Below are 19,077 nucleotides of genomic sequence, written 5' to 3'. Positions count from 1 at the left end.
GCGGCGGGAAGGCAGCTAGTCGATGGCGTATCGCAGGGTGAGCATCACAGAGCGGGGCGCACCCGGCATGTTGAGATTGCCGACCGTTCCGTGCGCCGACACGATGTATTCGCGGTCGAAGATGTTACGCAGGTTGAGCTGTGCCCGGAGCTTGCCCAGTTGCGCCCAGGCCATGGCATCGGCCGTGACATATTCCGGCAGCACCACCGTGTTGGCCAGATTGGCCATGCGATCGCCGACATAATTGACCCCGCCACCAAGGCCGAAGCGCTCCTCGAAGCTCTTCATCAGCCACAGGCTGGCGCTGTGCACGGGCGTCAGCGTCGGACGGTTCCCTTGAATGGGAACGCCCGAATCGAGGGCCGGCGACTTGGTGACCCGGGCATCGAGATAGGCGTAGCTGGCGATGGCCTGCCATCCTTGGCGCAGATCGAGCTGCGCGGAGGCTTCTATGCCTCGCGTCCGCTGCACGCCGACGTTGATGAGCCCGAGAATGGGATCGCTTGCCTTGATGTCCGAGCGCTTGAGGTTGAAGGCCGAGATCGTCGTGGAAAGTCGGCCATCAAGCAGATCGAACTTGGCTCCGATCTCCCGGTTGATGGTAGTTTCCGGTTTCAGTTGGGCGCTGCTCACCGACATGGCGAATGTCTCGCCCGACGGCTGGTAGGACTTGTTCCACGATGCGTAGTAGGATTGCGTTGGTGTCGGCTGCCACACCAGACCGACGCGCGGACTCCAGAAGGTATCCGTTCGAGCAAGGCCTTGCTGCCCGGCCGGGAAGTGGACCTCCTGACGGAAACGGTCATGGCGCAGGCCGGCCAGCAGCTTCCAATGCTCGCCCAGCGAGACCATGTCCTGAGCGTAGAAGCCGAGTATCTTGTACTCCCCGGTGCGATCGGTGCGCGAGGTTGGAATGGCGACTTCCAGCGGCAGGACGGGAAGCACCGGGTTGAAGATATCGACCGTCGCGGCGTTGGCCTGATCGATGCGCAATTCATCCTTCGACTGCCGACCCGCCTCAAAACCGAGCAGCAGCTTGTGTGCGAGCGGCCCGGTCGAGAAGTCCTGGGACAGCTCCAACTGGTTGAACCAGCCATGCTCGGCGCGATCGGTGGTCTGGCGATTGAGCGTGACCGTCCGTGCGGTCTCATCGACGACGTTCGGAATCGTGTTCTGCCGGTCGAGCGTATAGTCATAATAGCGGAAAACATTGCGCAGGCGCAGGGTATCGCTGAATTCGTGGTCGAGCGTCGCGGTCGTCGACCAGACCTCCGACTGGACGAAATCGACATCGCGTGCGTTGGCCGCGCCATAATAGGTCGATGCGGGGACATCGACGGGCCTGCCTCGAAATGCGGGGATGCCATTGTCCGCTATTCGGCGGTCGCGCAGATAGTCGGCCTGGAGGAGGATTTTCGTGTTCTCGCCCGGCGCGAACAGGACCGAAGGGGCAAGGGCTTCGCGCTTGAGGAAACCCTGGTCACGGTAGCTGTCCGACCGTTCGATGGCGCCCGTCAACCGCACGGCAACCTCATTGCCTGTAAAGACGTGACCTAGGTCGATCTCGCCACGCTTGTCGTCCCAGCTTCCGTAGCTCAGGACGATCTCGCCACCCTCCGTTCCCGGCTTCTTGGAAACACGGTTGATAAGCCCGCCAGATGAGCCACGGCCATAGAGGACTGAAGCCGGCCCTTTCAGAACCTCGATCCGCTCGATGTTCGACAGGTCACGGAAATAGAGCGCATCATCGCGCACCCCGTCGATGAAAAGGTCGCCATAGGCGATGTTGCCCCGGATCACGAACTGGTCGCGCTGCCCGTCGCCGGTGGCCATGCCGATGCCGGCCACATTCCTGAGGGCATCCTGCATCGACAGGGCGCGCTGGTCGCGGATCACCTGCTCGGGAATGACATCGATCGTCTGTGGGATGTCGCGCAGCGGCGCGTCGATCTTGAGCGCTGCGGCATCGGGCGTGTGGTATTCAAGATTTCGGCCGGTCACGACGATGTCGTCACGGCCCGATTCTGATGCGGCTTCGTCTGCGGCCAGGGCCATCGATGAAAATGTCGCGCTCCCGAGCGCAGCCAATACCGCCACTGATGTGCCGGCACGAAATTTCTTCAAAGATGAAAGCATAATACCCCCTGACGTTAATGATAATGCGATGCGTTCGCATAAATTCGCTGTTAGGGTGGCGTTGCTGTTGAAGTCAAGAACAGCCGGGCATTTTTGCTTTCCGATTTCGTGACTTGCTTGAGAATGAGGGCTTCGGGACATCATGCCGCCCCCGCTTCCAGGAATAGGCGTTCGGGATAGGCATGGCACAGGAAGTCGTGATGGGAGATGTCCCAGCCATAAGCACCGGCCATGAGGAAACAAGCGAGATCGCCGATCCGCACCCGCTCCACCCGCACGTCGCGAGCAAGGATGTCCTTGGGCGTGCAGAGTTCGCCCGCAATCGTGACGCGGGCGTCGGCAACGCCCGGCCGCGCCCATCCATGGGGCCAATTTTCGCGGGGAAGGATCAGGAAGGGATGGTCATGCCCCCACGAACTCGGCAAGCGGAAATGGTGGGTGCCGCCGCGCAGCAGGGCGAAGATGCGGCCATGCGCCGATTTGAGATCGAGAATCTCGCAGACATAGGCTGCATGATAGGCGGCGATGATCCTGCCGCATTCGAATTGCAGGCAAGGACCATCTTTCACGTGGGGAGCCAGCGCGCGCGCGAAACCTTGGACGTCGAAACGCCAGTTCGGATCGCCATAGTCGACGCCCCAGCCGCCACCGAGATTGACGATTTTCAGATTTAGGCCATGTTCGCTTGCCCAGGTGCGGGCGAGATTCAGTTCCATCGCGCAAAGCGCGGCATGTCCCATCGCGTCACGATTGTTCGACACCGTATGGAAATGGAAGCCTTCGAGCCGCAAGGCGGGGCAATCACGCAGCAGGTCGATGGCTTCCGGCACGACGTCTTGCGGAATGCCGAATTGGGTGGGTAGGCCACCCATGGTCAGCGTTGCGCCCGGCACGGGACCAGCGAGATTGACCCGAAGCAAAATTGGTATAACCCGGCTCATCTGCGCTGCCACCGAATTGGCAAGGCGAAGCATGTGCGGACTTTCGACGTGGAGTCGCTCGACGCCCTGGGTGAGGACGAGGGCAATATCCTCGGCCGTCCGTGCGGGACCACCCATGATGATCCGCGCCTCGCGCCCGACCGCTTCGCGCACGCGCCGGATCTCGCCTGCCGATGCCACCTCGAATCCGGCGACATGCGGCGCGAGCGCTTGCAGTATCCGAGCATCGTTGTTCGCCTTTACGGCGTAGAATAGCTCGGCCCTCGGCGGCAAAGCATGGACAAGACCGCGCGCCTGCCGCCGCAACGCGTCGAGATCGTGCAGGAAGGCGCATGCTGGTCTCGCGGCGTCGATATTGGCTGCGACCAGTTCGGCGGACGGCTGGAATAGGGTCATGATAGCGTCGCCGTTATATCCGGCGCCGACTCATGTCGGGCAGCGGTCCGCAGTGGGTTGGCTATGGCCACATAGTTGGGGCGTTCCGCACTGTCGGCAAGGCAGCTAGAGAAATTGGCTTTGGCCGGAAGCGTGTCAATCGCCAGCAGCCATTCGACGAGTTCAGTGGTCTGGCTGTCCTCGGCCCCTGCGACGAGCGTATCGGCGGTGGCGCGCCACAGCCTCGTTTCCGATGCATTGCTCATACGCGCGATCGTCGCGATCACATGGTTCAGGTTGTTGCTGATGAGATAGTAGATCAGGCGCTGACGCGCTTCCTCCGCGGTGAAGAAAACGGATGGGTCGAGATCGAGATCGGGCGCGACTCTCTTAAAGCGCGCACGGTCGATGCTGACCCCTTCAAGATCCCGCACAATAAGGCGTGATGGATTGCCCCGGTCCAGTACAAGAAGGCTGTTCTGGCTGTGCGCCTCGACACTGAGCCCCGTCCGGGCGAAGAGGCGAAGCGGGGGGAGGATGGCCGTCCGGACATAGGCGCCCAGCCAGATTTCCGCTTCAGCATGGCCGGAAAGATTGCAGCCCATGGCGGTCAGCATCGGTCGGCCATCGCTTGGCGACGGTTCGAGCAATCCGGCAAGGACGAATGCCTCGCCAGCCGGTCCAGCACGCAGGATGACGCCTGTAACGGCTTCGAGACCGGGCTGGTTGATCCACAGGGCGCCAGGCTCAGTAAGGACATCGAAGTCTGAGGCCGCCACATGGCCCGCGAGCGCATCGAGTGCCCGGGATGCCCCCATGCCGCGGCCGATCTGCTCGGGCGAGTTGGTGCGTGCAAAGTTCGTGATCCGGGCTTCAATAGGCAGCTTGAGGAAGATGTTTGAGCCGGGCACGAACACTGTGCGCACCGACGACGTCGGTTGCACCGGCACGCCAGTCGGCAGGGTGATGATTGCGCGGCCCTGAGCTGCAAGGGCGGCAAAGGCCGGATCATTTTCGAGCCGCGCCGCCTGCCAGGGATGGCTCGGGATCAGCAGGCGATCGCCGATCGTCTTGTGCGGCAGCCCCGAAAGCTCGGCGAGCAGTGCGCGGATAGAGCTTTCGGCCGCGGGATCGCGCCACAATGCCGCCCCTACAGCGGGTTCTGCAAGAATCCAGCGGAGCTGGAATTCCTGTCCCCGTTCCGGTGCGTAGCGTTCGATGTCCTCCGTCGAAAAGCCGTCAATGCTCTTCGCAAAGGGGTGGAAGGGATGGCCGTGCCAAAGGGCCTGTTCCAGCCCTATCGGGGAACAATCGGTTGGCCGCGATGCGCAGACCCGGCCGTGGCTTTCCGCCGCCCGAAGTGCACTAAGCAATCGATCCCTGATCGCCGGAGCCGCCGACCCGGTCCCCGGCAAGAGCGCGTTCGCCATCATACCCGCAACAACCGACGGATCATCCACTGCTACCGAGGAGCGATCCTCTGCCTCGACCTTGACCGGGAGCCGCCAACGATGAAATCCGCCCGGGGAAGACTGCATGCAGAAGGCAAGCAAGCGGTTGATGCCGACGTCGATCACGCAGGTCGCGCCCTCGATCGGCACGAAACCCGCCATGTGTTCCCGTAGCCAGGTGTTGAGCAGTCTTTCCATGGCAATCTCGGCGCGCATGGCAGCGGCATCACCGGGCGATGCCAGCACGGGCAGGGCTATCGTCATCGAGCTTGTCTTTCGATATGGCGGGAATGGATGGCGAACGAACCGCGCTAGAAAAGTGGAAGGACCGTGCCGATGTCCCGTTCCTCGGCCCGGCGGAGGATGGCCTTGGCGCAGGCGATGTCATCGATTGCCATGCCCATGGGGTTGAGGAGGATGATCTCGTCATCGTTCTCGCGCCCCGGCTTGCGGCCGACCAAAATCTCCCCAAGCTCGGCATGCAGCCGCTCGCGCGAAAACTCTCCCGCTTCGACAAGGAGATTGATGATCTTCTTTTCGCGGTTGGACTGGTCCCAGTCGTCAACCACGACCTTGTCGGCCTTGAGAAACACGTCTCGTTCAACGTCCATGATCGAAACATTTGCCAGGAACGTGCCCCGGCTGAGCCAGTCGAACGCGAGATAGGGCTTGTCCGTGACGGTGCAGGTGATCACGACCGGACAATCGCAGACCGCCTTCTCCGCGCTTGCGGCAATGGCGACGGCAACGCCGGGATGGCGCTGGCGAAGGCGGTCGGCCAATGCCTCGGCAGCGTCGAAGCGCAAGTCGAACAGGCGAAGAGCCTCCAAGGCCGGAAACTGCTCCAGCAACATTCGCGCCTGTCGCTCGGCAATGGGGCCGCATCCGATGATCGCGGCCTCGGCAAAGCCCTCTTGTGCCAGATGCCGCGCGGCCACTCCGGTGACCGCCGCAGTGCGCATCGCACTCACCAGGCCGCCTTCCATAATTGCCACGGGGTAATTGGTCTCGGGGTCGTTGAGTATGATCACAGCGCTGGCGCGCTCCACGCCGCGCTTCGCGGGATTATCGTGCTTTGAGCCGATCCACTTGAGGCCGGAGATCGGCTGTTCGCCGCCGATCCAAGCCGGCATGGCGATGATGCGATCCGCTATGTGCGTCGCCCGGGGACTGCGCAGATAGGGTTTGAGCGGTTGCACGAAATCGCCAGCGGCGTGGCTGCGGAAGCCGTCCGCCACCGCCTCCATATAAAGGTCTGAGTGATCGCCCCCCACCGCCGCGATGTCAGAGCGTGAAAGATAGCGCAGGCTCGCCACCGTCACAGCACTGCTCCTTCGGACCTGACGGCAGTGAGTGGCATTGTTGCGGGCGGGGGTGATCCCCAATCCATGGCTGGACGCCGCCCGAAGCGCCGGAAGGATGCCTCGAACGGCCTGGTGAAGCGACGGTCGAGCGAGGGCCAATCGGGATCGTAAACCGTGTCCAGATATCGCTCGCCGCGGTCGGGCAGCAGCGTGACGATGCAGGAACCCTTCTGGAGGTTTGGGATCAGCTTGGCGATCGCGGCCATAACAGTGCCGGAAGAGCCCCCGGCCAATATCCCTTGGGTGTCGGCAAGGCGGCGGCAGGCCAGGGTGGACTCCCAATCCGTCGCATAGATGACGGCATCGACCTCGGGCATGGCGAGCTGTTCAGGAACGCGGCTGGCGCCGATGCCGGGAATCTGCCGGTTGCCACCTGTCCCGCCGAAGATCACCGACCCTTCGAGATCGACGGCCATGACCTCGATCTTCGGCCACCGCTCGCGCAGCCGCCGCGCCAGCCCCATCAAGGTGCCGCAGGTGGAGACGGCTGCAACCACGTGGGTGGGGTCGGCCGGCATCTCCTGCACGATCTCTTCGCCGATGCCGTGATAGTGCGCCCGCCAATTGTCGGGATTGGCATATTGGTTGAGCCAGACCGCACCGGGGATCGTGCGGACGAGTTCATCGACCCTGCGAACCCGTGTATGGAGATAGCCGCCTGCTTCGTCCTTCTCGCTCACCAGATCGATGCGGCCGCCGAACGCCTCGATGAGGCAGCGATTGGCTGGCGCGAGATTGGGATCGACGACGGCGGTGAAGGGGATGCCTTCGCGCTTGGCGATCATTGCAAGCGCAATGGCGAGGTTGCCGGATGAGCTCTCGACAAGGTGGCTTTCCGAGGTGATCCGGCCCGCTGCCAATGCCCGCGACACCATATAATGGGCAGTGCGATCCTTCACGCTGCCGCCGACATTCAGCATTTCCAGTTTGGCAAATACCGGAACGATGTCTGGAGAAAACATGCGGTCAAGCGCGATGAGGGGCGTGTTGCCGACGGATAGTTCTGCCGAGAATTGCATTGCAGCTCCTTCCAGATTCGGAATGGGCGCGCGGGTTGACCGCTGCTGTGGATGCAGGCTGGGGAATGTTTTCCAGCCGGTTTCAACGACATAGGATCATTCGCTATTGAGAGTCAATTGCATTTATACTTCATTGTGGTTATACGTCATTCGCCAGTTTGTGTTGCGAAAGGGACTTGCCCATGCCGAACCTGATCCTGCTCGCCCATGTGCCAACCGATGCGGTCAATGACGGTTTTCTCCCCGCAGCACGGCGCCTTGGCCTGCACGTCACCCTGCTTACGGACCAGGCGGAAGCGCACCGGCGTCATTTTGCAGTTCAGAATCGCCCTGCCTATCCAGACAGCATCATCGAATGTGACGTGTTTCAGCCCATTGCGGTCATTAACGAACTCGGCCGCTGTCCTGATCGGCCGTCAGCCATCTTTTCCAACAGCGATCATCTGCAAACCAGCACGGCCCTTGCAGCCGACTATTTCGGGCTCCCCGGCAAGGATTGGAAAGTGACCTATCGAGCCAAGAACAAGGCCGCGATGCGCAGCCACTTGCGTGATCAGGGCGCGGATGTCCTGTGGCACGCGGTCGTCACCGATGACGATGGACTGGCAGGTCTTCCCGATGTGCCGTTTCCTTGCGTGGCCAAGCCACGCGAAGGCGTTGGCAGTCAATTCGTGCGGTTCTGCGAAGGCCTGGATACCCTGACAGCACATTGCCGGGATATCTGGAGCGACGATCCCGGCCGGGCCGTGCTTCTCGAAGACTATATAGCCGGTGAACTCTACACCCTTGAAACGCTGGGTGATGGAAAGGACATTCTGGTACTGGGCGGCTTCCAGGTGGCGCTTAGCCCGCCCCCCGATTTTGTGGAGATTGAGGGACGATGGGGCGACTGGTTGACCGCTGAACAGAGGGATGCACTATTGGAGCAGATCGTCGCGGTCGGCATCGGCTTCGGCTCATGCCATACCGAATTCGTGCTAACGCCTAAAGGCCCCCGGATCATCGAGATCAATTATCGAACCGTTGGCGACTATATGGAGTTCATGCTGGAGCACACGTTGGACATGGCCCTGTTCGAGAAAATCCTCCGCCTTCATCTCGGCGAACCGCTCGGCAGATGCCAGCTTGCGAACAAAATGGCCGCAATCCGCTATTTTCCGACCGAAACAGCCGGAGAGATTATATCCGCGCCGGAAGGCTTCCTGCGGACCGACAATAGTGCGCGTGTGGAGTATCGAACGCTCCGCCGCCGTGGCGAACGGATGGAAATCACCCGGTCCAACAAGGATTATCTCGGTGTTCTGAGCGTGAGCGCGCCTGACCGTGCGACGTTGGACATGGCAATGGCGCAAGCACGGGCACAACTTTCCTGGACAATTCTGCCCTGATCATTCGGAGCTTCGGTAGGATACGCTACCAATGCTATCCTCAAGGTCATTGACTGATCTCCTTCGAGGGTTCCAATATTGGCAAGGCTTCGGAAATGATCCTTTCACGATGGGTCAAGATTCATGCTTGTGGAGTAGTCTCGAGGTGAATGGGATCAAAAATGCCATACGGCGGAACAAGGGGGGCATCTTTGCCTCTGCGATCTGTCTCGTGCCAGTCGTCACATTTGCATTTTCTCGGCCAGTCGCTCTTCTTCTCCTTCTGGTGATCCTCTTTGCAGCCTTGGCCAAGTACGATCGATCGGGAGGGATTTACTCTACCCTGTTTCTGCTCGTTCTTATTGTGATCGCGGTCAGCGCCCTTCTGATCGTCGGATTGGCTTATGTTCACAGGGTCATATCAGGGTGACGGTTAGTCCTTGATGTCCTCTGGGTTCACCGGACAGTGCCTTATTGGGTTGTCGTCAGAGCGTTAGACAAGGATCTCCTCAAACGTAGGAGTTTCCATAATGGGCACCACCAAGTTCATATGTTACTGCAAGCCTCCAATTCGGGTGTGTAAGTCTGGTCTGATGGCAGATGGCACGAACTGTTTCGATGAAAATTATTGGGCAGAGGTTCGCACCAATATCGAACATTATCTCTCCGAGGATATTTGCGTTCCCGGATCTTCTTCCAGTGAGAAGGTCTATGGGCATTTCCACGCGATGTTGGTCGAATATCTCGATCAACTCGCAACGGTTCGAGCCTTGAAGAGTCCAAGCCTGGAACATTCGTCCCAAGCGCTTGCCAGGCTCAATCGCGCCAATGCCGCCATCCTGTCTTATGGCGTCGATCTTGTGAGCGGAGCCATTTCGCAGGACGACGAACTGGTTGCTCTGCCTATTCCGCTGGTTGGCAAGGATGACAGTTGCCTGACTATGGCGCGAATCCTGGCTGTGGCTGCCCATCGTTCCGCGCATGAGCTTCTGGAAAGCATCAGCACGAACAATCGCTTCTACATTTTCCATCATCACGCGGTGCTATACGATATCGCCCAGCATATGACGCGCCTGGTCAATGAAGCGTGGGACTCGCACTCGGAGACGCTTCTCGAACCTGATCACCCCCATGCAGTAAGCGTGCGCGCGATGCATGAGAATGCCGATCGGCAGGCATCAGCCGCCTGTTGAAGCTAAGACCTGTTTGATCGCTTCAATAGCCATCTGACGACAGGGTGATCCCTGGAGACCTGGCCCGATCCTCAGGACGGGTCAGGTCGACCGGTAACGCCATGGTCGTCCAGCATCCAGAGCCGATCATCATAATGATGGTTTTCCCCGGCTTTCGAAAGCGGATGCAACGCGCCGTGGTTCGGGACAGCATCAGGGATGTTGCGATTCGTTCGCATCAAGGGCATTGTCGCGTCCTGTGCTGTAAGGAGGAATAGCGTCATTGCCCGCCATTGCTGCAGAGTTGCCAGATGACCCCCATGAAAGCGAGGCTTTCCGGCAGCATTGCGCCCGTCATCTAAGCTCACCGGTGAAAGCTGCATGACATCGACTTCCGGACGAAATCGCTTTGGAATCGCCAGTTCCGTGCCGGTTACAGAGGGCATATTGACGGCGCTCGCAAAGTCGGCAAGCCCGCCCGACCTGGCTGCTCTCATGACCGACATCACGCGTGAACTGGGTTTCCGCTACTATGCTCTCATTCATCATGTGGATCTGCGGGGATCGCCTCCTGATCGTGTGAAGCTTCTGGACTATCCCGCGTCGGTCGAGGAACGCATTATCGGGAATGGCACGTGGCGGCGCGATCCGGTCATACGCGCTTGCGCCTTTTCAGACAGGGCGTTCAGCTGGTCCGAGATTTCCGATATCATCGACCTTAACCGCCGCGATCGCGACTGCCTGGATTTTGGCGGGAAGTTAGGACTTACCGAAGGTATCACCGTTCCCTGCAATCTGCTTGGCGATTACACCGCATCCTGCACCTTTGCTGGTTCGGATACGCCGAAATGGGTTGGGCGCCGACTGGGCATGGCGCAAATGATCGGCATCTTCGCCTTTCAGGCTGCCCGACGCCTGTTTTGCGAGGAAAGGCCGAAACCGCAGCAGCCGCGCCTCCACCCGCGGGTTCGTGACTGCGTCATTCTTGTCGGACGCGGCTATTCGAACAAGGAGATCGCGCGCGCACTTTCGATAACCCCGCGGACAGTCGGCGGATATCTCACCCAAGCCGGGCTGCTGCTTGATGCACATGGCCGCACCGAGCTCGTGGTGAGCGCGATATTCGCAGGTGAAATCGGTCTTGGCGAGCTTGCCCGGGATCATTCCGCTTAAACTGACGCATTGGGCCGAATTTCCGGCTAGCTCTGGTAATTAGAGATGTCCTGGTGACGAGCACAGTCTCCACATATCTGTCATGCTCCAGCAAGGGGACAGATCACACCCCTTGAGCGCAGTGCCTGATGTGCCCGTGAAGGGTTGGTGGCCTTCCAGCCAATGTCGCATTTCAGAGGACGCTGGACTGCTGGTCGTGCCTCGGCGGTGCTCAGGAAAAATGCTGCTTGCTTGCCGCTCCGTGTCAACCCGGGCAATTGCCCGGGCTAGCGACCGCTGCGCACCTTGACGCATCCTTCGGGGTAATAGCCGCAAGTGGAGGCCCCCTTGATCCACGTCATTGACAACCCTCTGGCGCCCGACGTCCGGCCGCTCCTCCAGTCCATGTTTGCTGACCGCAAGCGCCTGTTCGTCGACCTGTTCGGCTGGGACGTGCCCGTCGTCGACGGCCAATATGAGATCGACCAGTTCGATACGGCCGACGCCATCTATCTCATCGCCGAGGAGGAAAAGGAGAGCAGCGTGCACGCAGCCTCGCTGCGGCTCCTGCCCACTACCAAACCGCACATGCTGGGCATCGTCTTCCGGCACCTGTGCCCGCTGGGCGTGCCCGAGGGAGAGGGTATATGGGAGAGCACCCGGCTTTGCCTGCCCCAGCGCCATGGAGCCGCACGCCGCAAGGCGCTGCGCAACCAGCTGATCTCGGCCATGGTGGACGTGGCGCTCGCGCGCGGCATCCACCACTATACCGGACTCCTTCCGGAAGCCTTCAGAAAGGAGGTGCTGGCGATGGGCTGGAAGGGCGAGCCGCTCGGCCCGGTGGTGCGGATGCCTGGCGGGCCGGTGGGCGCGTTCATGGTTCAGATCGACCGGGACACGCCACGGCGGCTGTGCTGGACCCAGACCTATGTCGGGAACGGCGGCGAGGTGACGGCATGAACAGCGTGGCGCTTCACACCGCTTCCCTTGGCCGCGATGGATGGTGTGTCGTCGAGCGCGCTTTGCCTGCTTCGGTTCTGCGCGGCCTGGAAGACGATCTTGCTGTCCCCTTTGCTGTCACGCCGCTCTGCCAGGGGCCATTCTATGGCGAGCGGACGTGGCGCTTCGGATCGCTGCTGGTCCGCTCGCCCCGAACGGCCAGCCTGGTTATGCATCCCTTGATCCTCGCCATTGCCGAGCAACTGCTTCTGCCTTGGTGCAAGCGCATCGCCCTCAATCTCACCCAGGCCATCGAAATTGCGCCGGGTGCTTTGCCCCAGTTGCCGCACCGGGACCAGGATATGTGGCAGGGGCCGAAGGGGAGGGTGGAATATCTGGTCAATGTGATGTGGCCACTTACCCCTTTTATGCGGGAGAATGGCGGCACCCGGCTGTGGACCGGCAGCCATATCGACCAGAACGTGTCGACGTTGCCGGAGGAGAACAGCGTCGTTCCCTTGGTCGCTCCGGGCGATGCCCTGATGTTCCTGGGATCGACGCTGCACGGAGGTGGCGGAAACAGCAGCGCGGTCCGCAGGCGCGGTATCATCATCAGCTACTGCCTGGGATGGCTCAAGCCCTTCGAACTCCAGTGGCTCGTCTACCCGCCAGCCGTCGCCCGCCATTTTTCGCCGGAGTTGGCCGCGCTGGTCGGCTATGTTCAGCACCGGCCCAACCTCGGCAATGTCGAGGGTCAGTGTCCGTCAGTCCTCCTGCGGGATGTCGTTCCCGACCTGCTCGGCGCGGTGGATGCTCTCCGGCCGGACCAGGCGGACGCTGCCGAGTTTTTCGTCCGCTCGCAAATGGGCGAGCTGGGATAAGCATGGCTTGGGCCAGCGGCGATGCCGGGTTTTCCGCATCACCGCTGGCCCGTCGATCAGGCCTATCGCTATCTTGAGGACATCTGCCCTGCAGGCGTCGCATGGGAGTGGCTTCGCCGTGATCCGGAGTATCGTCGGCTGAAACCGGCGCGACGTTGCGCGGGTCTCGCTGGCGTCACCCTGATCGAGCATGCGGCGCATGACGTCGTGTCCCGCTGGGGCTGCCTCAATGTTGAGGATCACTCGCTGCCCGCGCCGGAAGGAGCAATACTTTGGTCGAGCGCCCTTGATCCCTCGGTACTGTCCTGTGTTGCGGTGCCTGCTGCCATTGGACAGGCAGAGGCCTTCAATCTTGAGCATTGTCGGGAAAAGGCCGTCGTGGTGGAAGGTGGTGCAGCCGCCGAGCATATCCTGATCGGAGGCAAATCCAGTGGCTTGCGCCTCGATGTCTTGGAGGGGACGCTGCTCCACGGGCCGGTGTCGCTTCGTTACGACTTCTCAGGGGTCGGCGACATCAAGCCGTTGCTCGCGCCGCTGCGGGCCTTTCATAATCTCTGTCGTACGGGCAGATTGTCTCTCCCGCTGCCGCGAAAGCGGCAGCGGGACCGACGGGTCGTCGATGCGCTGCGGACGCATGATGCCCTCCAGGCAGGTGCCAGCATACGCGACGTCGGTATATTGTTGTTCGGCGCGCGGCGGGTGGCTGAGGAGTGGGGCGCGCCGGGAGAGGCGCTCAAGTCACATTGCAGGCGGATGATTGCCTTGGCGCGGCGAATGGCGGGAGGAGCGTGGCGAAGGTTGTTGGGCTGACGTGCTCCTTAAGAAAAAGAACATCGAGCCGTTGCGATATCACTGACTTTTTCGAGCAACGGGCGACGCTCTTTTTGGTTTAGGCGGGCGTCCTTCCTCGAATAGCGCAGCAGGACGAGCACCGAGAGCTTTATAGAGCCTGTCAAAAGTCCCGAAGGTGAGATTTTGCCGACCATTCTCGATGGCGCTGTAGTGTGAATGGCTAACGCCCATGCGCGCCGCGACCTCTTCCTGAGTCAGGCCTGCTTCCTGACGTAACCAGTAGCAGTTGGTGCCGATGAGCTCGAACAGGTTCATCTGAACCGTAGAGCCCTTCGTCTATTTTAATAGTACGCATTATAATAGACGAATGGCGGCAAGTTCAGGTAGGATCGGGTCATGATCTCTCTACTAGATGCCGCTCCGACCGGAGATATCGTCACTGCGTATGACCGGGTGCGGCTGGCGCAGTATGCCGCGCTCTTGGACGCAGCTGAGGCCGGTCAGGATTGGCGCGAGGCGGCATCGACCATCCTGGGACTGGACGTGTCAGATGCCGGGGCGGAGGCCTGCTGGCGTTCGCATCTTGAGCGTGCCCGCTGGATTGTTGGAGAGGGCCTGGGTCAGGCAATCGAAGCCTTTGGCCGTCCTGACCTGGATCCTTGAAGGACTGAACCATCGGCGCCTCGCGGCTTTGCCGCGACCGCGCTCTGGCCTGAAAGCCGGCACCGCCGAACCCTTCGGGCCTCGGCCTTCCGGTAATGATCGCTGGCGTTAAGGGCTGTGGTCGCCGCTGGTTCGCGGCGGAGTCGCGTCCTTGAAGTTTCTTCGCCCAGCCCCTCCAGACGCAAACCGCCATCCTGCTGTGGTGCTTGTAAGCCGTCAGCGTATTTGCGAGTTCCCCCTGGATTGGCCTTTGGTCACGTAATTGCGCCTTTTAGAACCTTTTTCCCACCGACAGCGTCAGTTGACCGTAATCGTAGATTCCGGTGCGTAGCGGCGTGTTGCTGTACTGCGCCGCTGCCTTGATGAACCATCCTCGGCGAAGGGGACTGGTCACCTCTGCGGTTGCAAAGCGAGACTGGGTCCAATCGGTTACGGCATCACGCTGCCCGCCTAAACCGGCCGCGACCATATACCGCCATCCACCTGAAAAGCGGCGCATCTGGAGAACCGGCAGAACCTGGAGATAATATCGCGGCGAATAATAGTCGAACTCGCGCGGTCGCGTACTGTGATAGTAGCGGGACCGAAGCTGAAAGCTCAGACCCCAATCGGATTTGATCGAGTGGGTGAATGTGCCTCGCGCATGAAGACGCACATTCTTGCCCGTGAACTCCTGAACGCCTCCGACCAGCGTGACCCCATTCTCCTCGTCGATCGGCAGATCCAAGGCTGCTCCAAAGAAGGTGAAGTATATGCCTTCATCGACGCCTCGGATGGTCTCCACCACGTCACGCTCAACGAAATATTCCTGACGGAACTTCGCATTGTTGTGAATGCTCGCGGAGCCCAGCACTGTGTGGCCGTCCGTGCCTATCTGACCAGCCCAGGCCCAGTCGCGGCCTTTGTCGGCATAGCGAATGAACGCACGCTCACGCGGTCGAGTGCGCTGGCCTAACGGCTTGTACCATGCCTGTTCATAGCGAACGCCGAGCAGTTGCTCGTCATTTTTGTACCGAAAATCGAGATTGACTCCCGCGCGATACACATCCGTGCTGTCAGCATCCGTTGAAGCGAAGACGTCCGTGGAGATCGCATGCTGGAAGCTCATGTCGCTCACCTCCTGCGCCAGCGCAGGCGTTCCGCAAAAGATGGCGAGACTGACGGCGAGGGTAATCTTGCTTGATGTCATTTCGTGTCCCACGCCTTACGCATTCCAAATAGTTCAACGAGATATCCCCACACGCAGACGGGTTGCATCAGCAGGCTGTACGCGAGGGCATAGAAAAAGAAGCCACCTCGATTTTTCCGAACGGTCATATTCTCGCGCCGGAACACATCGCTTTGGATCCGATAGATGACGGTGTTCCAAAGCGCTGCCAGCGGCAGGACGGCGATTGTGAGCGGTCCTGCGATCCAGAAAATTCCGAATGGTGCCGCCACAAGGCCGGGAATGAAAACGAACGTATAGATCAGGTCCAACGGCAGAAACATGACGTTCCACCATATGAAAAGCGTCGTCATCCGGGGTTTGAACAGCAGCGGCCAGTAGAGCTTGAACGCCTCCATCAGCCCCCGCGACCAGCGTTTGCGCTGAAGCGCGAACTGCCTGAACTTTTCCGGGGCGTTCGTGAAAGCAAAGGCGTTGGCGGCATAACCGATGCGATAGCCGCGCATCAGCATCGCCCAGGACACGACAATATCCTCGCCAACGCGCTCGGGCCAACCTCCAACCTCTTCGAGCGCCTTGCGACGATAGAGAGAGAAGGCGCCTTGAGCGACGAGGGTGCCGTGGTACATGCCCTGCATGCGCTTGACTGCCGCAATCCCGTGAAAATAGTCCCACTCTTGCGCTTTGGTGAGCAGGTTCACGCGGGAATTTCGGACCATCACTGCACCGGCAACCGCTTGCGTGTCGGCGGGGTCGGAAAGCAATCGCTTCACGATGTTGGTCAGACCGTCTTTACGAACCCAGGAGTCGCCATCCACGGTGACGATGAGATCGTGTCGCGCCGCCGTGAGGCCGTCATTCAGAACGGCTGACTTTCCTCGATTCTTGTCAAAATCCATCAGCCTGAACGAGGCGTTGGCGGGCAAGGCAAGGCTACTCAGCTGGTCCCGGACGATATCCGCAGTTCTATCGGTGGACCCGTCGTTCAGGATGATCACCTGATAGGGACCTGCATAATCCTGGCGTGCCAGACTTGTGAGCGTGTCGGCGATCCCCGCCTCTTCATTATACGCGGCGACCAGGACGGTGAGACCGGGAAACTCGATGACGGGTACAAGAGGCGGCTTCCTGTCGAACAGCAGTGTCGAAATGAGGAAGGCATTCATGAAGCCGGGCACATAGGCGATGAATGTGATCGCCACGACAGCTACCACCCAGCCAGCCACCGCCGCGAGGTCACTTAGCCAACGCTGTGAGAGCCAGACGCTCAGCCCGGTCCAGAGCACCGCAACGGCAACCGAGAGTGCGAACTTGGCTTCAACCGTGAGGTAAAGCCGCTTCCACTCGCCCGCCGCCCGGGCGGTTGTGTCACCGTCAACCTCAGACGGAAACCCGTCGTCATTTGACGGCTCGAGTTCGATGAGCTCGCGTGAAGTGAGAGGACCGTGCATAGGCACGCCCCTACCAGTAACAACTTCCATAATGGTTAATGCCCCCCGGCCCCATGAGTGGCCGCCCTTGGCCGGATTGGGCACCGATTGTCCAGGAAATTCAGTATTCTTGGGCGATTTTTGGTGGCTTGCTGCGGTTTCGAGGCAACTGTCGCCCGTTCCTGGCAAACACAAGAGATCTGCGCCGAAATTTACAGGTCCGTGCTGCCGACAGGAAGAGGTGGAGGGCGCTAGCGTAAGTCGGTGACAATGCGGCAGAACGACCGATCCCGGCCGGGGCCGGGGCCGGGGCCTGCTGGCGTTCGCATCTTGAGCGTGCCCGCTGGATTGTCGGGGAGGGGCTGGGTCAGGCAATCGAAGCCTTTGGCCGTCCTGCCCTGGATCCTTGAACGATTGAGCCATTGGTGCCTCGCGGCTTTGCCGCGACCGCGCTCTACGGCTCTGGCCTGAAGGCCGGCGCCGCCTAGCCCCTTCGGGTCTCGGCCTCTCGGTGACGATCGCTGGCGTTAAGGGCTGTGGTCGCCGCTGGTTCGCGGCGGCGTTGCTTGTTGCGTCTCCCGTTACGGCGGGTGCGGGCGGCGCTCCCGGCTAGGCCCGTCGCGGGCGAAGCCAACCCCTGCCGCTGCGCGTCCGGGGTGCTCCACTTGCGTTGCGCCCTTGCGGTGTCTTCGCCCGGCTTTGCCGGGCCTCTTGGTCGCGTCTTGCCGCCCACCCCCGCCTTCGCGGGGAGGCTTTGTACCTTTTTGGGTGGCGTGGAGGACAGACCATGCCGAGGAAGACCAGCCGTTGCGTTCATCGTGAGGGTGGAGCCGGAGAGGCGCGGGAAGCGCGCGCGAACCTCTATGACGAGGTGACCGCCCGGATCATTTCGGAGCTCGAGGCCGGGCGGTTGCCGTGGGTGCAGCCATGGGGAAGGGCCGGAGGGGTCGGTCCCGCGCTGCCGCGCAATGCGCTGACTGGCCGCTCCTATTCCGGGGTGAATATCCTTATCCTGTGGGGCAGGGTCATCGAGCAGGGTTGGCCTTCGCAGAGCTGGCTGACCTTTCGTCAGGCCTTGGAGGCGGGCGGCTGTGTGCGGAAGGGCGAGCGCGGCGTGACGGTCGTCTATGCCGACAGCTTCACCCCCGAGGCGGAGAAGGAGCGGGCCTCGCGCGAGGGCGGCGATGCCCGGTCCATTCCCTTCCTGAAGCGCTTCACGGTCTTCAATGTCGCGCAATGCGAGGGGCTTCGCGAAGGGCTTGCCACTGATCCCGCGCCGCTGCCCGAACGCGAGACCGTGCCGCTTGCCGAGGAAGTGATCGCCGCGTCGGGCGTTGAAGTCCGCATCGGCGGCGATGAGGCCTATTATGCGCCCGGCCCTGATTTCGTGGCTGTGCCGCCGCAGCCCGCCTTCTTCGATCAGGTCAATTATTACCGCACCTGCCTGCACGAGCTGACCCATGCGACAGGCCATGCCAAGCGGCTTGGCCGAAACCTTCGCAATCCTTTCGGCAGCAAGGATTATGCCCGCGAGGAACTGGTCGCCGAGATGGGTTCGGCCTTCCTGTGCGCCGCACTCGGCATCGTCCCGACCGTGCGTCACGCCGATTATATCGGCGCGTGGCTAGGCGTCTTGAGGGAAGATTGTCGCGCGATCTTTCGTGCCGCGAGCGCCGCCAGCAAGGCAGCGGACTGGCTGCTGGCCCGGCATCGGGAGGCGCAGGCGGCGCGCGAACAGAGGAGTTTGGCGGCATGATCCTCCTGACCCCCGAAATCCGCTTCGCCCTGCGCGCCAATGATATCGCGCGCCGTGCCCATGAGGCCATGGGCGAGCGCTTCGACCCACCGCCCGTCGTCAAGCTGTTCAATCCGCTGGGCGCGGCGACATGGTTGGCGAGCGAACTGGCCGAGGATGGCGATGCGCTCTTCGGGCTTGCCGATCTTGGCTTTGGCTGTCCTGAACTCGGCTGGTTCAGCCTGTCCGAGCTGGCCGCCGTCCGGCTTCCCTATGGCCTCTTCATCGAGCGCGACATCGGCTTCGAGAGCGATTTGCCCCTTTCTGCCTGGGCGCAATGGTCCCGCCGCGCGGGATCGATCCTCGGAGCCGAAACACTGATCCGCCGTGCCGCCCAATCGGGCGCGGTCCCCGCTTCTCCTCCGTCCGATCCGGTCGAAGGATGACGTAAAGGCGGCACGTCACGCCGCCACCCCCAGAAACCGGCCCCCC

18 protein-coding genes are annotated in these 19,077 nt (G+C 61.2%); 9 read left to right on the top strand and 9 right to left on the bottom strand.

Going from position 1 to position 19,077, the window contains the following annotated elements; translation table 11 throughout:
* Positions 1-15 precede the first annotated feature (15 nt).
* Genes ACZ5U1_RS07895 through sbnA form a run of 5 tightly spaced genes read right to left on the bottom strand, consistent with a single transcriptional unit; the run spans position 16 to position 7,286 of the window.
* A complete protein-coding gene (locus tag ACZ5U1_RS07895; protein ID WP_464777930.1) occupies positions 16-2,280 on the bottom strand; it encodes a TonB-dependent receptor in 2,265 nt (754 codons plus the stop codon).
* On the bottom strand, positions 2,277-3,473 hold the full coding sequence (locus ACZ5U1_RS07890) for a type III PLP-dependent enzyme (RefSeq protein WP_464777929.1): 1,197 nt from the start codon (positions 3,471-3,473) through the stop codon (positions 2,277-2,279). Before ACZ5U1_RS07890 ends, ACZ5U1_RS07895 begins: the two co-directional genes overlap by 4 nt.
* A complete protein-coding gene (locus ACZ5U1_RS07885; protein ID WP_464777928.1) occupies positions 3,470-5,167 on the bottom strand; it encodes an IucA/IucC family protein in 1,698 nt (565 codons plus the stop codon). Before ACZ5U1_RS07885 ends, ACZ5U1_RS07890 begins: the two co-directional genes overlap by 4 nt.
* Before the next feature lie 47 nt (positions 5,168-5,214).
* Positions 5,215-6,225 carry a 2,3-diaminopropionate biosynthesis protein SbnB gene (gene sbnB, locus ACZ5U1_RS07880; protein WP_464777927.1) on the bottom strand — a complete coding sequence of 337 codons (1,011 nt, stop codon included), beginning with the start codon at positions 6,223-6,225 and terminating at the stop codon, positions 5,215-5,217.
* On the bottom strand, positions 6,222-7,286 hold the full coding sequence (gene sbnA, locus ACZ5U1_RS07875) for a 2,3-diaminopropionate biosynthesis protein SbnA (protein ID WP_464777926.1): 1,065 nt from the start codon (positions 7,284-7,286) through the stop codon (positions 6,222-6,224). The genes sbnB and sbnA overlap by 4 nt, the downstream gene beginning before the upstream one ends.
* A gap of 182 nt (positions 7,287-7,468) precedes the next feature.
* Between sbnA and ACZ5U1_RS07870 the strand changes: the two genes are divergently transcribed.
* Together ACZ5U1_RS07870 and ACZ5U1_RS07865 are read left to right on the top strand one after the other, a co-directional pair.
* The gene (locus ACZ5U1_RS07870; RefSeq protein ID WP_464777925.1) at positions 7,469-8,674 is read left to right on the top strand and encodes an ATP-grasp domain-containing protein; all 1,206 of its coding nucleotides are present in this window, start codon (positions 7,469-7,471) and stop codon (positions 8,672-8,674) included.
* Between the two features lie 509 nt (positions 8,675-9,183).
* Positions 9,184-9,846: a hypothetical protein gene (locus ACZ5U1_RS07865; RefSeq protein WP_464777924.1), complete on the top strand. Its 663-nt coding sequence runs from the start codon at positions 9,184-9,186 to the stop codon at positions 9,844-9,846.
* Between the two features lie 71 nt (positions 9,847-9,917).
* On the opposite strand, the gene ACZ5U1_RS07860 is transcribed toward ACZ5U1_RS07865, so the two are convergent.
* Entirely contained in the window at positions 9,918-10,334 is a 417-nt protein-coding gene (locus tag ACZ5U1_RS07860) for a hypothetical protein (RefSeq protein ID WP_464777923.1), read from the bottom strand.
* On the opposite strand from ACZ5U1_RS07860, the gene ACZ5U1_RS07855 reads away from it, so the two are divergent.
* The 4 genes from ACZ5U1_RS07855 to ACZ5U1_RS07840 all read left to right on the top strand — a co-directional run bounded on the left by ACZ5U1_RS07855 (position 10,321) and on the right by ACZ5U1_RS07840 (position 13,607).
* On the top strand, positions 10,321-10,998 hold the full coding sequence (locus ACZ5U1_RS07855) for a LuxR family transcriptional regulator (RefSeq protein ID WP_464777922.1): 678 nt from the start codon (positions 10,321-10,323) through the stop codon (positions 10,996-10,998). The two genes, ACZ5U1_RS07860 and ACZ5U1_RS07855, sit on opposite strands and share 14 nt — an antisense overlap.
* 327 nt (positions 10,999-11,325) lie before the next feature.
* Complete coding sequence (locus ACZ5U1_RS07850) at positions 11,326-11,937, top strand: acyl-homoserine-lactone synthase (RefSeq protein ID WP_464777921.1); 612 nt, start codon at positions 11,326-11,328, stop codon at positions 11,935-11,937.
* Positions 11,934-12,797 carry a phytanoyl-CoA dioxygenase family protein gene (locus ACZ5U1_RS07845; protein ID WP_464777920.1) on the top strand — a complete coding sequence of 288 codons (864 nt, stop codon included), beginning with the start codon at positions 11,934-11,936 and terminating at the stop codon, positions 12,795-12,797. The genes ACZ5U1_RS07850 and ACZ5U1_RS07845 overlap by 4 nt, the downstream gene beginning before the upstream one ends.
* A 21-nt stretch (positions 12,798-12,818) precedes the next feature.
* A complete protein-coding gene (locus ACZ5U1_RS07840; RefSeq protein ID WP_464777919.1) occupies positions 12,819-13,607 on the top strand; it encodes a DNA -binding domain-containing protein in 789 nt (262 codons plus the stop codon).
* 39 nt (positions 13,608-13,646) lie between these two features.
* Here the strand turns inward: ACZ5U1_RS07840 and ACZ5U1_RS07835 are convergent, their stop codons facing one another.
* Complete coding sequence (locus ACZ5U1_RS07835) at positions 13,647-13,904, bottom strand: helix-turn-helix domain-containing protein (RefSeq protein WP_464777918.1); 258 nt, start codon at positions 13,902-13,904, stop codon at positions 13,647-13,649.
* An 81-nt stretch (positions 13,905-13,985) separates the two neighbouring features.
* On the opposite strand from ACZ5U1_RS07835, the gene ACZ5U1_RS07830 reads away from it, so the two are divergent.
* Positions 13,986-14,252, top strand: a complete 267-nt coding sequence (locus ACZ5U1_RS07830) for a hypothetical protein (protein ID WP_464777917.1) — start codon at positions 13,986-13,988, stop codon at positions 14,250-14,252.
* 271 nt (positions 14,253-14,523) lie between these two features.
* Here the strand turns inward: ACZ5U1_RS07830 and ACZ5U1_RS07825 are convergent, their stop codons facing one another.
* Positions 14,524-15,441 carry a hypothetical protein gene (locus ACZ5U1_RS07825; RefSeq protein WP_464777916.1) on the bottom strand — a complete coding sequence of 306 codons (918 nt, stop codon included), beginning with the start codon at positions 15,439-15,441 and terminating at the stop codon, positions 14,524-14,526.
* Complete coding sequence (locus tag ACZ5U1_RS07820; protein ID WP_464777915.1) at positions 15,438-16,871, bottom strand: glycosyltransferase family 2 protein; 1,434 nt, start codon at positions 16,869-16,871, stop codon at positions 15,438-15,440. Before ACZ5U1_RS07820 ends, ACZ5U1_RS07825 begins: the two co-directional genes overlap by 4 nt.
* 766 nt (positions 16,872-17,637) lie before the next feature.
* On the opposite strand from ACZ5U1_RS07820, the gene ACZ5U1_RS07815 reads away from it, so the two are divergent.
* Complete coding sequence (locus ACZ5U1_RS07815; RefSeq protein ID WP_464777914.1) at positions 17,638-18,606, top strand: ArdC family protein; 969 nt, start codon at positions 17,638-17,640, stop codon at positions 18,604-18,606.
* Entirely contained in the window at positions 18,603-19,031 is a 429-nt protein-coding gene (locus tag ACZ5U1_RS07810) for a DUF2958 domain-containing protein (protein WP_464777913.1), read from the top strand. Before ACZ5U1_RS07815 ends, ACZ5U1_RS07810 begins: the two co-directional genes overlap by 4 nt.
* Positions 19,032-19,077 lie beyond the last annotated feature (46 nt).

This window comes from Sphingobium sp. TomTYG72 (assembly GCF_055394715.1).
Note: the sequence above shows the minus strand (reverse complement) of the source record. Positions and strands in the feature narration are given on the sequence as shown.

What these genes read in the sequence shown, in the direction of transcription:
- ACZ5U1_RS07895 (WP_464777930.1), bottom strand. Translation starts at nt 2,280, where the DNA reads ATGATGTCCCGAAGCCCTCATTCTCAAGCAAGTCACGAAATCGGAAAG.
- ACZ5U1_RS07890 (WP_464777929.1), bottom strand. Translation starts at nt 3,473, where the DNA reads ATGACCCTATTCCAGCCGTCCGCCGAACTGGTCGCAGCCAATATCGAC.
- ACZ5U1_RS07885 (WP_464777928.1), bottom strand. Translation starts at nt 5,167, where the DNA reads ATGACGATAGCCCTGCCCGTGCTGGCATCGCCCGGTGATGCCGCTGCC.
- sbnA (WP_464777926.1), bottom strand. Translation starts at nt 7,286, where the DNA reads ATGCAATTCTCGGCAGAACTATCCGTCGGCAACACGCCCCTCATCGCG.
- ACZ5U1_RS07870 (WP_464777925.1), top strand. Translation starts at nt 7,469, where the DNA reads ATGCCGAACCTGATCCTGCTCGCCCATGTGCCAACCGATGCGGTCAAT.
- ACZ5U1_RS07865 (WP_464777924.1), top strand. Translation starts at nt 9,184, where the DNA reads ATGGGCACCACCAAGTTCATATGTTACTGCAAGCCTCCAATTCGGGTG.
- ACZ5U1_RS07855 (WP_464777922.1), top strand. Translation starts at nt 10,321, where the DNA reads ATGACCGACATCACGCGTGAACTGGGTTTCCGCTACTATGCTCTCATT.
- ACZ5U1_RS07845 (WP_464777920.1), top strand. Translation starts at nt 11,934, where the DNA reads ATGAACAGCGTGGCGCTTCACACCGCTTCCCTTGGCCGCGATGGATGG.
- ACZ5U1_RS07840 (WP_464777919.1), top strand. Translation starts at nt 12,819, where the DNA reads ATGCCGGGTTTTCCGCATCACCGCTGGCCCGTCGATCAGGCCTATCGC.
- ACZ5U1_RS07835 (WP_464777918.1), bottom strand. Translation starts at nt 13,904, where the DNA reads ATGAACCTGTTCGAGCTCATCGGCACCAACTGCTACTGGTTACGTCAG.
- ACZ5U1_RS07830 (WP_464777917.1), top strand. Translation starts at nt 13,986, where the DNA reads ATGATCTCTCTACTAGATGCCGCTCCGACCGGAGATATCGTCACTGCG.
- ACZ5U1_RS07825 (WP_464777916.1), bottom strand. Translation starts at nt 15,441, where the DNA reads ATGACATCAAGCAAGATTACCCTCGCCGTCAGTCTCGCCATCTTTTGC.
- ACZ5U1_RS07820 (WP_464777915.1), bottom strand. Translation starts at nt 16,871, where the DNA reads ATGCACGGTCCTCTCACTTCACGCGAGCTCATCGAACTCGAGCCGTCA.
- ACZ5U1_RS07815 (WP_464777914.1), top strand. Translation starts at nt 17,638, where the DNA reads ATGCCGAGGAAGACCAGCCGTTGCGTTCATCGTGAGGGTGGAGCCGGA.
- ACZ5U1_RS07810 (WP_464777913.1), top strand. Translation starts at nt 18,603, where the DNA reads ATGATCCTCCTGACCCCCGAAATCCGCTTCGCCCTGCGCGCCAATGAT.